We start from the raw sequence: 13,073 nt of genomic DNA, 5'->3' as shown, positions 1-13,073 counted from the left end.
TGTCAGGTTGAAGAGCGTTCCTGTTGCTCTGGAAATATTGATACGGATTCTATTTTTATCTAGATGGCCCTGTGTAAGAAGGGAGGGAGACAGGTAGCATGTTCGTCAACCATGTGGTGATAAGCGTGATCGTTTCTTCCTGCACGATCGCACTTATTTTCTTGATTCGAAAAGTATTTCGCTCCCAGCTGTCGGCTAGATGGAAGTACAATTTGTGGTTTCTCTTGCTGGTCGCTTTGACGCCAGCTTTTATCCCGAAATCCTTTTTTGATTTTGGAAATCTTTTTGTTTCAGGCATGAATCAGCGTAATGAAGCTGGCAGCTCGACGCTCGCTGCGCAAGCTACTGCCTTTGAAAATGCGAATTGGGTACAGGATTTAACGTTGTCGGTAAGTCGCTATACACCGGACTCCTTTTCTACGATTTTCGTCAGCATATGGGTAGTCGGCATGATCGTTTGTGCTTTAATCACGTCATCAGCCTGGTTAAAAATCCAGCAGATCAAGCGGACAGCATCTGTGATCACCAATCAAGAAATTATCGATTTGTTTGAACAATGCAAGCAGGATGTAAAAATAACGCGGCACATCGTGTTGGCAGAATCCAATCAGGTCAAATCTCCGATGACGTTTGGCGTTTTTAGGACGTATGTTGTCCTTCCCAGTCATTTTGATGAATGGCTGTCGATCAATGAAATGAAGTACATCTTTTTGCATGAACTCATGCACCAGAAAAACCATGATATCGTCATGAACTATGTGACCGTCGTGTATCAGCTTTTGTATTGGTTCCATCCATTGGTTTGGCTTGCTTTTCGGGAAATGAGAGTGGACCGTGAAATTGCTTGTGATGTAGCTGTGTTGAACTTTTTAGACAAGAGAAATTATGTGGAATATGGTCATACCATCATTAAGTTTTTGGATAAAGAAAGTCGAGCCGGCAATGTCGTTCTGGCCAATCAGTTAAACGGTTCCAAGAAGGCAGTTAAAAAACGAATCGAGAAAATCGCATCCCACAAGGCCGAATCAAAGCTGTTGCAGTTGAAAAGTACAGTCATTTTTCTCATGATGGTCGTTTTGGTTGCCAGTCAGGTTCTGGTTGGTTCCGCTCTAGCCGACGATCGCAGTCGCTATCATTTTCAACATGATCGAACCATTTACGAGGATTTGGACAACTATTTCGGTGGCTTCGAAGGCAGTTTTGTCTTATATGATTTGAAAGCCGACCAGTATCGGATCTACAACGAGGCAGGAAGTACACAACGAGTTTCACCGAACTCCACCTACAAGATTTTTCTCTCCTTGTTTGGTTTGGAGGCCGGTGTGATTTCGAGCGAAGATTCCTTGTTCAAATGGGATGGAATCCACTATCCATATGAGCAGTGGAACCGGGATCAAGATCTATTGACAGCGATGCGAAACTCCACGAACTGGTATTTTAAAGAGATGGATAAGAGCATCTCTCCGGATATGATTCAAGCTTTTCTGGAACAATTGAACTATGGGAATACCAATACATCTGGTGGAATCGGCGAATATTGGATAGAATCTTCCTTGAAGATTTCTCCGGTGGAGCAGGTACAAATATTAAAAGCGTTCTATACGAACCAGATTGGCTTTCAAGAAAACAATATCCAGGCGGTGAAAGACTCCATCCGGTTATCGGAAAAGGCGGGTTCGATCCTTTCCGGGAAAACAGGTACGGGCACCGTCAATCAAAAAGATGTGAACGGTTGGTTTGTCGGGTATGTAGAGAACAAGGAAGGCACCTACTTCTTTGCTACAAATATACAAAACGAAGATGACGCGAATGGACCTGCAGCAGCAGAAATAACCTTGTCTATTTTGAAAGCGAAAGGTCTCTACTAGCCTTTGCTCTTACAGTCATTATTTTCGAAAGGGGGAGACTTCCGTGTCTACATCCATGCCAAGTATTTCAGAAGCGGAATGGCGAGTCATGAACGTGCTATGGGAAAAGTCACCGCTGACGGCCAACGAGATTATTTCCTCCTTGCAAGGTCAAACGGATTGGAACCCAAAAACAGTACGTACTCTTTTGAATCGTTTGGTTCAAAAAAATGCCGTTGGAGTCAATCAAAACCAAAGAGTCTATACGTTTTATCCGTTGTACTCACAAAATGAATGCCAGCACGCCGAGGCAAAGTCATTTTTGGAGCGGATTTACAGCGGGGCTCTAAAATCAATGCTCGTCCAATTCATTCAGAAGGAATCTTTGTCGGACGAGGAGATTCAGGAGCTACGTTCCATTTTGGATGCGAAACAAGCATCGACCGATCATCCTAAAAAATAGAGTGCGCCCTTTCAAGCTGACTGGGAAAAACCATTTACGGTTATCCAGTTTTCTTGAAAGGGCGTCTTTTTTTCAAAAAAGGATGGATGCAGCACATTTCCTTGCGAGAAAAAGGAGATTGACACAAGTGGATTACGCGTGTAATATTATCGTGAAATCTGTTGATTACAAATGTAGTACTGTATTACGCATGTAATACCGGGGTTATATCTTCTTAGAAAGAGGTTTGTCATCCATGAAAGTTTATCAATCTAGACTGTTCGGATTCACAGTGAAAACGATTTTTCTCACGCTTCTCACGCTCACTGGTTGCTCTTCTCCAGAAGCACCTGTCGTAAAAACGGAAACGCCAGCATCTGCTATGGATATAAAGTTCGCTGCGCTGGAAAACAAGTTTGATGCGAGGCTCGGCGTATATGCGATTGACACCGAAACAGATTTGGCAGTTGCTTACCGTCAGGATGAACGATTCGCTTTTGCCTCTACGTACAAGGCTTTAGCCGCAGGTGCAGTCTTGCATCAGAAACCGTTGGAAGAGCTAGACAAAGTCATCACCTACACGAAGGATGATCTCGTGACTTATTCACCCATCACAGAAAAACACGTAGCGACCGGGATGACTCTTCGCGAGGTTGCAGACGCCGCGGTTCGCTATAGTGACAACACGGCGGGAAATCTGTTGTTCAAAGAATTGGGTGGACCTAAAGGCTTTGAATCAGCCCTGAGACAGATTGGTGATAGTGTGACGACATCCGAGCGCTATGAGACAGAATTGAACGAGGCTAAACCAGAAGATATTCGCGATACAAGCACACCGAAAGCACTTGCAACGAGCTTAAGAGCCTATACGGTAGGGGATGTGCTGCCGTCTGACAAGCAGACGATTCTTATCGAGTGGCTGCAAGGCAACACGACGGGAGACAAGTTGATTCGGGCGGGTGTCCCCAAAGACTGGAAGGTCGGAGATAAGACGGGAGCCGCAAGCTATGGAACGCGAAACGATATAGGTATTATATGGCCACCGAATAAAAAGCCCATTGTCATTGCAGTGTTGTCTAGCAGAGATAAGCAGGACGCCACTTATGATGATGCGCTCATTGCTGAAGCTACCAAGGTTGCTGTTGAAGCACTGACGGCTGCAAAACCGTAATAGATCAACCAGTGAGGTGATCACCAGATGATAGACAACGGTGCATACTTACTCGTAAAAAAAGGGGACCCCAGCCAATTTGCCACGCGCAAATATCTCACCAAGGATCGCTGTACAATCGGTCGGAGGGGAACTAGTTTTTTAACTGGACATTACATTTAACAGTCCGTACATTTCGAGAATGCATGCAGCCTTTCAAAGGATCGGGAACGATTACAAGATTATCGATCTGGAAAGCAAGCATGGCACAGAGGTAAACGGGACGCCGCTTCATTATTCCTCTCACATTCTTCGTCACGGGGATCAAATAAGCTTGTCAAAAGGGGTAGCAGAGCTCGTCTTTTTACGAGAGGTCAATAGACTGGATGATACGGTAGAGCTCCCTTTCACGCAGCCAAAGAGCGATTCGCTTTTGCCAGGTTTAGAGATTCATCTGGAGAGAAGAGAAGTTCGTGTCGACGGGACCAGACTGCATTTGACCGGAAAAGATATGGATCTGCTGAAGCTTCTCTACCAAAAGGCGAACAATGCCGTTAGTTTTGAAGAAATTATGCTGACAGTCTGGCCGGAGCGAATGCTGCATGAAGGGAATGTCCCAGATGTTGGACGAGTGGAAGTCAATGCGCTCGTGTATCGATTAAGGAAAAAGCTTCGGCGCTACGGGCAGCAAATCATGACGATTCCGCGATATGGATATCGCTTAGATGTTTGAAACAGGGAAAAGTAAAATCCAATTTAGAAAGGTGAGATTCGTTTGAAGACTCATAAGGGTTGGATAGGGAAAGCTGTATGTAGTTTGTTCCTGACAGTCGCTGTTGCTCTGACATCTTTTTCTGATCAAACGGTTGCCCAAGCTACAACATCAAGTCCCACTCAGATTACCAATCCAGGGAAAAGCATTGTGTTAACAAAATTAAATGACAAAGTATGGTTACATACATCCTATCATGAGTGGAATGGCACAACCTATGACCACAATGGCGTAATCGTTTCTACTTCCAAAGGAGTCGTCCTGATTGATACAGCCTGGGGGGACAACCAAAAAACGGAAGAGCTATTACAGATGATTAAGAAGCATTGGAAGAAAGACGTTGTACTGGCTCTGATTACGCATGCACATGATGACAGCATTTCAGGTATCCGGGCTTTACTCGATCAAAAAATAGACGTACGCAGTACACGTTTGACGGCAAAACTAGCGAAAGAATATGGATATCCTTCTCCCAATCCGACACTTGATGAAAAGCCGGTAATAAAGGTAGGCGACACCATCTTAGAAGCCTATTATCCTGGGGAAGGGCATTCGAAAGATAACATTACCGTTTGGCTTCCCCAATCCAAAATATTATTCGGTGGATGCTTCGTCAAAGCATTGGGTGCTAACGACCTCGGAAATCTTTCAGATGCCAATGTAGAGCAGTGGGATGACTCCGTTCAGAAGATAATCGAAAAATATCCACAGGTCGAAACCGTTGTACCTGGACATGGGAAAACGGGAGGCAAAAACTTACTTGATCACACCATGGAGCTAATCAAACAACATTCCCAGGAGCAAGAAGCTGCTCCGAAATAAATCTCCTTCCAAACAAACTCCTTCTCAAGACCAACTTGAGAGGGAGTTTTGTTTATGTAAGGTGTTTTCTTTTTTCTTCCAATCGTCTAAACTTTTGATATAGGCCAGAAGTCATTGCTCTATTACCACAATTATTCAGTCATAGGAGTCCTTATTATGAAAAAAATCATAGGTATTGCCTTGATGGTCGCTTTACTAGGCTTCAACGCCTATTTGTGGCCGACACTGATTCACGCGGTAAAAACAGATGGACGAACGGATACAAAAACAGCATCTGTCTCGCAAAAAGCAGGGACTGCAAAGCCCGCTATGGATTTGGCCAATCAAGGTCCGCGCGCCGCAAACGCTTCCGCCTATCCGGTTGAAAAGCCTGAGGCTGTGTCAGCACCTGCGCCAGCGTCAGCGCAGAAACAAAGCGAAGGAAAGCCAAAAGCAAAAGCGGTAGCAGCTGCTAAAACGAGCACACCGAAGAAGAAAACAAAAAAGACGAAAACCGCAACAAAACCAGTCAAGAAACAGACTACACGTTCTCCGGTAAATAACGTACCAACGTATCCGGCCTGGGATGATAATGGCCTCTATGTCGTAGACGATGGAGGACCAGGAAGCAATTGGGTAAGGCTGTCGGATGGTTCTTTGCTGCGTAAGAGCGATGGGACACGGACGTTTAACTTGCCCTATGATAAAAATCCCTTCACTGGAGAGATTAAGCCGACAGTGGAGCCGATGTCAGAAGCGGCGTATAAAATGTGGAAGGGCAATCAAGCCCAACAGCCCCAGCAGCCATCCCCATTTAGCCCGTCACCATTCGGGCGATAATAAAGCGCGAAAAAATGCTCCGAGAAAAAGGAGCAGTTTTTTTCGATATATAGTCAAATTTGAATATAATAATGTATAGTACTTTGATGTGACCATTCAGGAGGGTGAAAGAATGATAGCAAGAGAAAGTAAAGTGAATATGGTGGTGGCGGGGCTGCTGCTTGGTCTCCTGATGGCTTCCATGGACAATACCATTGTCGCGACGGCGATGGCCACGATTGTCGGCGAGATGGGCGGCATGGATAAGTTTGTTTGGGTGACATCAGCGTACATGGTCGCTACGATGGCGGGGATGCCGATCTTTGGCAAACTCTCCGATATGTATGGGCGAAAACGTTTTTACGTATTTGGTCTTATTGTATTTTTGTTAGGGTCCATTTTATGCGGGACGGCAAACAGCATCGTCGAGTTGAGCATTTATCGCGCGATTCAAGGGATTGGCGGCGGAGCATTGATGCCGATTGCCTTCACGATTATTTTTGACGTATTCCCGCCGGAGAAGCGCGGAAAGATGACGGGACTTTTCGGAGCTGTATTCGGTACTTCCAGTGTATTTGGCCCATTGCTTGGAGCGTATATTACGGAATATGTCAGCTGGCATTGGATCTTTTACATCAATGTGCCGATTGGGGCCGTGTCCCTCTGGTTGATCTCGATGTATTACAAGGAGTCGCTGGAATACCGCAAGCAGAGCATTGACTGGTGGGGAGCGATTACGCTTGTCGGTGCTGTAGTGAGTCTGATGTTTGCACTGGAGCTGGGCGGCAATCAATACGCGTGGGATTCGATGCAGATTATTGGCTTGTTCTCTTCCTTTTTCTTGTTGTTTGTGATTTTTCTATTTGTCGAGAAGCGGGCATCTGATCCGATTATATCGTTCTCCATGTTCAAGAAGCGGTTATTTGCTACGACAAATGCGATTGCACTGTTGTATGGAGCTGCTTTCATTATCGCTACGGTGTACCTGCCGATTTTTATCCAAGGGGTATATGGTGGTTCAGCGACGAATGCCGGATTGCTGTTGACACCGATGATGCTCGGCTCGGTTGCCGGCAGCCAGCTAGGCGGATTTCTTACGACGAAGACCAGCTTCCGCAATATTATGCTTCTGTCCGCAGTCTTTTTCATACCAGGTATTTTTCTTTTGAGTACACTGACGCCTGATATTCCTCGTTCGATCGTTACGCTTTATATGGTAATTGCAGGGTTTGGCGTGGGCTTTTCTTTCTCCACCTTGGGAATTTCAGCGATTCATGGCTTTGATATGCGACAAAGAGGATCGGCCAGTTCGACGAACTCTTTTTCCCGTTCATTGGGGATGACATTGGGGATCACCGTGTTTGGGATCTTGCAACGCAACTCGTTTGAAAACGGCATGTTCTCTGCCTTCGGAGGTCAAGAGATGACGAATGCCATTATGGACCCGCGAGCGATTTTGACACCAGAAGCACGCGAATCCATTCCGGCTCCTGTTTTGGATCAAATGATCGATATTCTCGCTTCTTCGATTGCGAATACGTTTATGTGGGCGCTCGTTCCTGCTGTTCTTGCTCTCGTGTGCATTTTGCTGATGGGAAATGATCGGGCGCTGGCGAAATCGCCTTCCGCACCGAAACCGAAACTGGAACGCGGATAGAGGAGAATCGTCATGAGTCTAAAATTGCTTGTTCTGGGATTGCTGATGGAAGGGGAGAAGCATCCCTACGAGGTTCAGCAGCAGGTGAAGGCCAGGGGAATGGATTGTTACATGAAATACGCCAAAGGTTCCCTTTACTATGCCTTCGACCAACTGGAAAAGAGCGGGATGATTGAGGTCAAAGAAGTCATTCGTGAGACTAGCCGCCCAGATAAGACGATGTATGGGATCACGCCAAAAGGCGAAGAGCAATTTCAAGAGCTTCTCTTGGAAGAACTGCAAAAACCGATGCAGCTGACCAATCCGATCTACGCAGCTCTTACTTTTGCATCGTACGGTGATCCACAGAAAATGGATGAGGCCTTGGAAGTTAACATCCGGGAGGTAAGACGGTTAGCTGGATTATTGGAATCGATTCAGGAGCAAAAAAGAGAGAGGCTTAGTTGGGGAGCACGAACGATTCTGATCGGAGCCATTGAGCATTTGCAAGCAGAGATGCGCTGGATGGAACGCATCCGAGAAGATGCCTGGGGCCGTTGATTTTGAATATATTATGAACATTGGCCTATTTTCATCATTATGATAGTTTTTCGTTTATAATAGTGGTAATTTCAATGGCAAGGATGGTACCCGCACATGATGAAATCTGCCCTCGGACGCTTCCGTCTCATCGGCCTGATCGAAGGTATCTCGTATCTGGTACTTCTCGGGATTGCTATGCCGCTCAAGTATTTTTGGGATTATCCAGCCGCAGTGAAAATTGCCGGCTCGCTTCATGGATTGTTTTTTGTCCTGTATATTTTGGCGTTGGCACATGTTACAATGACCAATAAGTGGTCCTTCATGAAAGTGATCGGTGCTTTTATCGCTTCATTACTGCCGTTCGGCAACTTTGTTCTGGATGCACGCCTGAAAAAAGAGCAGTAAGTATTCACATCAAACATTAAGTAAGGCACTAGAAGGCGGGTCATTGTACCCGTCTTTCGTACATATTCAAAAGAGAAAAAATGGAGGGGATCTGTGTGGAGACCAGAATTTTAGCAGGAATTCTTTTGTGGGACGAAGAGGGGCAATATGTTCTCGAAACCGTGATGGAGGACCGTTACAAGCTGGTTCTGCCGCAGATTATCACGCTTGCAAGTACAGAAGAAAAGGTAGCGACAGATGAATTGAACGAACAATATTTCGGTCAAAATGTCATTGCCAGATGTTTTGTTTGATTTGAACAGATAATTCCGAAAAAAGGTGTGGATAGGTGTGGAACTGCTTGACCGTTATAATGGGAGTCTGCTAGGGTTGGCCGTTGGCGATGCACTTGGCACTACTTTAGAATTTCGCAAACCGGGTACCTTCGAGCCGCTTACAGAAATGGTCGGGGGAGGACCGTTCCATTTAAAGGCGGGGGAATGGACGGATGATACGTCGATGGCCCTGTGCCTGGCTGAGAGCTTGATTACGAAAAACGGCTTCGATCCGGTTGATCAGATGAACCGATATGTAGCTTGGTTTCGAGAGGGGTATATGAGCTGCAAGGATCATTGCTTCGATATCGGGAATATCACCAAAGAAGCGCTGTGGCGTTTTGAGCAGACAAAAAATCCGTTCAGCGGATCTGACCATCCGATGTCGGCAGGGAATGGCTCCATTATGAGACTAGCACCTGTCGCGCTCTATTTTGCCAAGCAACCGGCGCTCGCCATCGATTACTGCGCGCAAAGTTCTCGCACTACACACGCAACGGCAAAGGCAGTAGACGGCTGTCGGTTTTTCGGGGCATTGCTTCTGGGGGCTCTACAGGGCATTTCCAAAGAGGATTTGCTTGCTGATTCGTTCTCTCCAGTAGCCGATCTATGGGAAAAGCAACCGCTTGATCCTGATATCGCCCGTGTTGCAAATGGTTCCTACAAAAGGAAAACAAGGAAAGAGATCAAAGGATCGGGGTATGTCGTCGATTCGCTTGAAGCGGCGCTTTGGGCTTTTTATTCCAGTAGTTCTTTTGAAGAAGGCCTGTTCCTAGCGGTAAACCTCGGCGATGATGCGGATACGACAGGAGCAGTCTACGGTCAATTGGCAGGTGCTTATTACGGAGTAGAGGGCTTGCCTCAACGGATGCTTGCGCTGTTGGCCAAGCGAGAATTAATAGAGGAGTTCGCGCAGAAATTGTACGAGCACGCTACCCGTTAACCGACAGAATGGAATGGCTTATTTTGATTTAGTTCGCCTATACAGTAGCCATCCAATCCCAATCAGCAGAAGTGCAAAAAGATCGTAATAAATATCGAATAAAAATTGAGATGGGCCCGGCTTGACGTGGTGAATTTGCAGGAGATGGTGGTTAACGATTCCTTCCATCAAGTTAAATGTACCAGCTCCGAGGAAAAAACTGCTCCAGAAATAATACGCTGTTCCTACAGGGTTGCTTTTCCACAGAAGAATGCCCGAAATGAAAATGATGACCGTCACGAATAAATGGAAAAAACCATCACTCATGATTTGATGGTGTCGATCTCCATACATGTCTACACTATGCCACTGCAAAATTTGGTGAAAGATAATGCCATCCAGCATGCCAATAATGCCTACTCCAAAAAGAAAGGCGCCGATCATTGTTTTTCTCAATCGAGTATCCCCCAGTCCAAAATAGGTGAAAAACGATAAGCACTGCCAATCAGGCAGTGCTTATCACCAAGATTAGGCATGGACAAGTTCTGGCGCTTGCATATGAAGTGGCGGCGGAACCAACCAGCCTTTTTCTTTTAAAATCCGCAGCAATCTGAGACCAAATTGGGCTTTTGCAACATGGTACTGACCAAAAAGCATTCCGATATCTTCTCGGATGGATTGAGCCATCATTTGACTGCAAGTAAGCAATCCGGCTGCAATGTCCCTTGACACACCGGTAGCGATCTCAGGGTCATTAAGACGAGCACCGGCCGGAATGCTTTCCAGATTAGCTACAGGGCGATCCGGTGGCGTAGGTGGCAATCCAATCCCATTCAATTTGAGTAACTCTTCCAGTTGTTCTACTTCTTGTTTCATGCTTCGCGTAATGTCTTCGAGATAGCTTTTCAGATCATGATCACCAGTCTGGTTGAGTGCTGTCTGATAAGCAGCAATCAATCCCTTTGTTGTTGCCAGATACATCCATACTCCAAAAACCTCACCATAATGCATGGGTTCATCTTGTGGATTGCCTGATAAAATACCCATTATTGTCCTCCCAGTACTCAGTAGAGTTTTCATATCCATATGGGTTCTCCTAACTTTGTAATGTAACCCAAAGATAAGGTTAACTAGTTGGACAGGATATATCCCTTCTAAGGAAGCGGAGAATTATTTTCCGGGTTCTTTCTTGATACGATTATGATCGTATATTCCCAAAAAGCGATGGTACACAAGTTCTGCCACGCCTAAAAGGGCTACCGTAATCATTAACTCGCCAAAACTTAGTGGCCAATCCATCCAATTGGCAACTGCCCATAAGTATAAAGCAGCGATCACTGCATCTGCAATCGTGGCCGTAATATTATTGGTAGCACGCAATATCAATTGATCGCCAATCAGGTACGCAATGACGGTCAAGCCGAGTGCCGTTAAAATAGCGGAAGTCCAGGATGCATTTGCAAACCACCATAAACAAGCGACAACAATAATACCGTTAACAGCAGTCTTGATTAAAAATCGAGTCATTTTTTACTCTCCTTTATGACAGTTTGGAACAAAGAGTCCTTCATCATATAGTGCTTACTGTTTTACAAAATAGTTAGGTTTATACAAGTACCGTTTTCTTGCTCTTTCCGATTAAAGTAGATCGTCATCATCCAAACTAAGACGTATCATTCATCTACTTTGGCAGGAGGTAGTGCGTTTTGTATTTTTACAAAGAAGATTTGATTAATATGATCGTTCCGGATAAACCAGACCCGGCGGCAGCTAAAGTCATCCAGGAGATTTTGGGTGGTCGTTTTGGGGAAATGCGCACCATGATGCAATATTTTTTTCAGGCTAACAATTTCCGTGGGAACGCAATCCCGTATCGTGATTTGCTTCGGGGTGTTTTTTTGGAAGAAATCGCGCATGTGGAGCTCGTACAGCACACAATCAATCAATTGCTGACGGGGAGTGGTGAAGAGGTTCCCGGTAATGCTGGGGTTGACGGAGCACCGCTTGATGAGGCAGTCAAGCACGCGAACCCGCACCATTTTATCGTGGGTGCGCAAAGCTCCTTGCCCGTCGATGCAGCAGGGAATCCATGGATGGGGAATTATGTGTATAATCATGGCAACTTGATTAGCGATCTTCTCGACAATCTGGTGCTGGAATCTACCGGTGTTCTGCAAAAGTCACGCATCTACGAAATGAGCTCGAACAAAACATTCCGTGAAACGCTTGCTTTCCTGATCGTTCGGGATAATGCCCATCAAAACGCATTTGCAAAGGCACTGGAGACATTAGGCGTGAATTGGGGCAAGTTGTTCCCTATCCCCAACTACGACATAAACAAGTATCCGGAATGCCGTAAGTATGTAGAAATGGGTTTCCACAATGCTCAGTTCAATTTCCGATTGGATAACACACAGATTGGAGAAATCTTCAATGGACAGTCGCCAAGTAGAAATGGCGGCAGTCTGGAAGTAGTTCCGCCACCTGAGGGCTTCCCGGTTCCTATAATGCCGGAACAGCCTAATGAGCACAGTCCAGGACTGTATGATCTGAATGCGTAATAGGTTAAATGGAAAAAAACCAGTCATCGCATGGAGAGCGTTGAACTGGTTTTTTATCTTTTTTTCCTACATACCCGAATTTTACCGCTGTTATAAAAATATCTTCAATAATATGATTATCTCGATTACAAATCATCATGGTACCCGGTCTGGGTGGGGGTAGGAGAGCAATGGGCTTGGCGTTTGTTTTGATCATCATCGGGATCAACATTTTGTACGTTTCGTTTTTTACGCTGCGACTACTGATGGTGATCAAAGGCTATCGGGTGTTGGCATCCCTTGTGGCGATGGTGGAAGTATTCGTGTATTTGAAAGGGTTGGCGATTGTGCTGGATAACCTGGATAATCCGATCAATCTCGCAGCCTACTGTATCGGTTGGGGAATGGGTGTATTCATCGGCAGCAAGATCGAGGAGTATTTGGCCTTGGGCTATGTCACGCTGCAAGTCGTTGTGGATTCCGTTGATTTGGAGGTTCCTGTGAAGCTCCGTGAACACGGCTTTGGTGTTACTTCTTGGGTAGCAGAGGGACGCGACGGACATCGTCTCATGATGCAAGTGTTGACGAAGCGCAGCAACGAGAAAAAACTGTGGAACCTCATTCATGAGATTGCACCAAAAGCATTCGTGATCTCTTTTGAACCGAAACATTTGAAGGGTGGCTTCTGGGTAAACCGCTTACGGGGATAATCGCTTGTGACGAAAACAAAAAAGCAGCCAGTCCTCTTTTGCGGATACAAAGCAAGAGAGGGCTGGCTTTACGTTTTCCTCTTTCATAGGCCGGCCTCCATTCAGGTCTTACATGATATATTGGCTCCCATTTGCCTGATAGGTTCACTTCGTTTTTTTATTGTGTGTTATT

At 45.6% G+C, this 13,073-nt stretch carries 16 protein-coding genes; 13 read left to right on the top strand and 3 right to left on the bottom strand.

Features of this window, described 5'->3' with window-relative positions; translation table 11 throughout:
• The first annotated feature begins 98 nt into the window (after positions 1-98).
• The 11 genes from FB479_RS09120 (at position 99) to FB479_RS09070 (ending at position 9,672) form a co-directional block, all read left to right on the top strand.
• On the top strand, positions 99-1,868 hold the full coding sequence (locus FB479_RS09120; RefSeq protein WP_142064387.1) for a BlaR1 family beta-lactam sensor/signal transducer: 1,770 nt from the start codon (positions 99-101) through the stop codon (positions 1,866-1,868).
• Positions 1,869-1,911: 43 nt separating this feature from the next.
• On the top strand, positions 1,912-2,310 hold the full coding sequence (gene blaI / locus FB479_RS09115) for a penicillinase repressor BlaI (protein ID WP_106655722.1): 399 nt from the start codon (positions 1,912-1,914) through the stop codon (positions 2,308-2,310).
• A 235-nt stretch (positions 2,311-2,545) separates the two neighbouring features.
• Positions 2,546-3,460, top strand: coding sequence for a BBI family class A beta-lactamase (gene blaBBI / locus FB479_RS09110; RefSeq protein WP_142064382.1), 915 nt, complete (start codon positions 2,546-2,548; stop codon positions 3,458-3,460).
• Between the two features lie 181 nt (positions 3,461-3,641).
• Positions 3,642-4,172 (top strand): winged helix-turn-helix domain-containing protein, encoded by a 531-nt coding sequence (locus FB479_RS09105; protein ID WP_255438323.1) that lies wholly within the window; start codon positions 3,642-3,644, stop codon positions 4,170-4,172.
• Positions 4,173-4,214: 42 nt separating this feature from the next.
• Positions 4,215-5,033, top strand: a complete 819-nt coding sequence (gene bla / locus FB479_RS09100) for a subclass B1 metallo-beta-lactamase (RefSeq protein WP_142064379.1) — start codon at positions 4,215-4,217, stop codon at positions 5,031-5,033.
• 156 nt (positions 5,034-5,189) lie between these two features.
• Complete coding sequence (locus tag FB479_RS09095) at positions 5,190-5,852, top strand: hypothetical protein (RefSeq protein ID WP_142064376.1); 663 nt, start codon at positions 5,190-5,192, stop codon at positions 5,850-5,852.
• Between the two features lie 112 nt (positions 5,853-5,964).
• Positions 5,965-7,488 carry an MDR family MFS transporter gene (locus FB479_RS09090; protein ID WP_142064373.1) on the top strand — a complete coding sequence of 508 codons (1,524 nt, stop codon included), beginning with the start codon at positions 5,965-5,967 and terminating at the stop codon, positions 7,486-7,488.
• Between the two features lie 12 nt (positions 7,489-7,500).
• A complete protein-coding gene (locus FB479_RS09085; protein ID WP_106655716.1) occupies positions 7,501-8,028 on the top strand; it encodes a PadR family transcriptional regulator in 528 nt (175 codons plus the stop codon).
• Positions 8,029-8,124: 96 nt separating this feature from the next.
• Entirely contained in the window at positions 8,125-8,415 is a 291-nt protein-coding gene (locus FB479_RS09080; protein WP_106655715.1) for a DUF3817 domain-containing protein, read from the top strand.
• 95 nt (positions 8,416-8,510) lie between these two features.
• A complete protein-coding gene (locus FB479_RS09075; protein WP_232030032.1) occupies positions 8,511-8,708 on the top strand; it encodes a hypothetical protein in 198 nt (65 codons plus the stop codon).
• Positions 8,709-8,745: 37 nt separating this feature from the next.
• A complete protein-coding gene (locus FB479_RS09070) occupies positions 8,746-9,672 on the top strand; it encodes an ADP-ribosylglycohydrolase family protein (RefSeq protein ID WP_142064370.1) in 927 nt (308 codons plus the stop codon).
• Positions 9,673-9,690: 18 nt separating this feature from the next.
• Here FB479_RS09070 and FB479_RS09065 read toward each other — a convergent pair whose 3' ends face one another.
• From FB479_RS09065 to FB479_RS09055, 3 genes are all read right to left on the bottom strand, one after another.
• Entirely contained in the window at positions 9,691-10,095 is a 405-nt protein-coding gene (locus tag FB479_RS09065) for a DUF2243 domain-containing protein (protein ID WP_106655735.1), read from the bottom strand.
• 84 nt (positions 10,096-10,179) lie between these two features.
• Positions 10,180-10,698, bottom strand: a complete 519-nt coding sequence (locus FB479_RS09060; RefSeq protein ID WP_142064367.1) for a DUF3231 family protein — start codon at positions 10,696-10,698, stop codon at positions 10,180-10,182.
• A 123-nt stretch (positions 10,699-10,821) separates the two neighbouring features.
• Entirely contained in the window at positions 10,822-11,178 is a 357-nt protein-coding gene (locus FB479_RS09055; RefSeq protein ID WP_142064364.1) for a DUF2512 family protein, read from the bottom strand.
• A gap of 179 nt (positions 11,179-11,357) precedes the next feature.
• Here FB479_RS09055 and FB479_RS09050 point away from each other — a divergent pair, with 179 nt between their 5' ends.
• Both FB479_RS09050 and FB479_RS09045 read left to right on the top strand, forming a co-directional pair.
• A complete protein-coding gene (locus FB479_RS09050; protein ID WP_142064361.1) occupies positions 11,358-12,212 on the top strand; it encodes a manganese catalase family protein in 855 nt (284 codons plus the stop codon).
• A 170-nt stretch (positions 12,213-12,382) separates the two neighbouring features.
• Positions 12,383-12,901 carry a DUF2179 domain-containing protein gene (locus FB479_RS09045; protein WP_142064358.1) on the top strand — a complete coding sequence of 173 codons (519 nt, stop codon included), beginning with the start codon at positions 12,383-12,385 and terminating at the stop codon, positions 12,899-12,901.
• The last annotated feature ends 172 nt before the right edge of the window (positions 12,902-13,073 follow it).

Source organism: Brevibacillus sp. AG162, assembly GCF_006715575.1.
GTDB classification, from domain to species: Bacteria; Bacillota; Bacilli; order Brevibacillales; family Brevibacillaceae; genus Brevibacillus; species Brevibacillus brevis.
The sequence above is the reverse complement of the archived record's forward strand: the minus strand, read 5'-3'. Positions and strand labels throughout refer to the sequence as shown.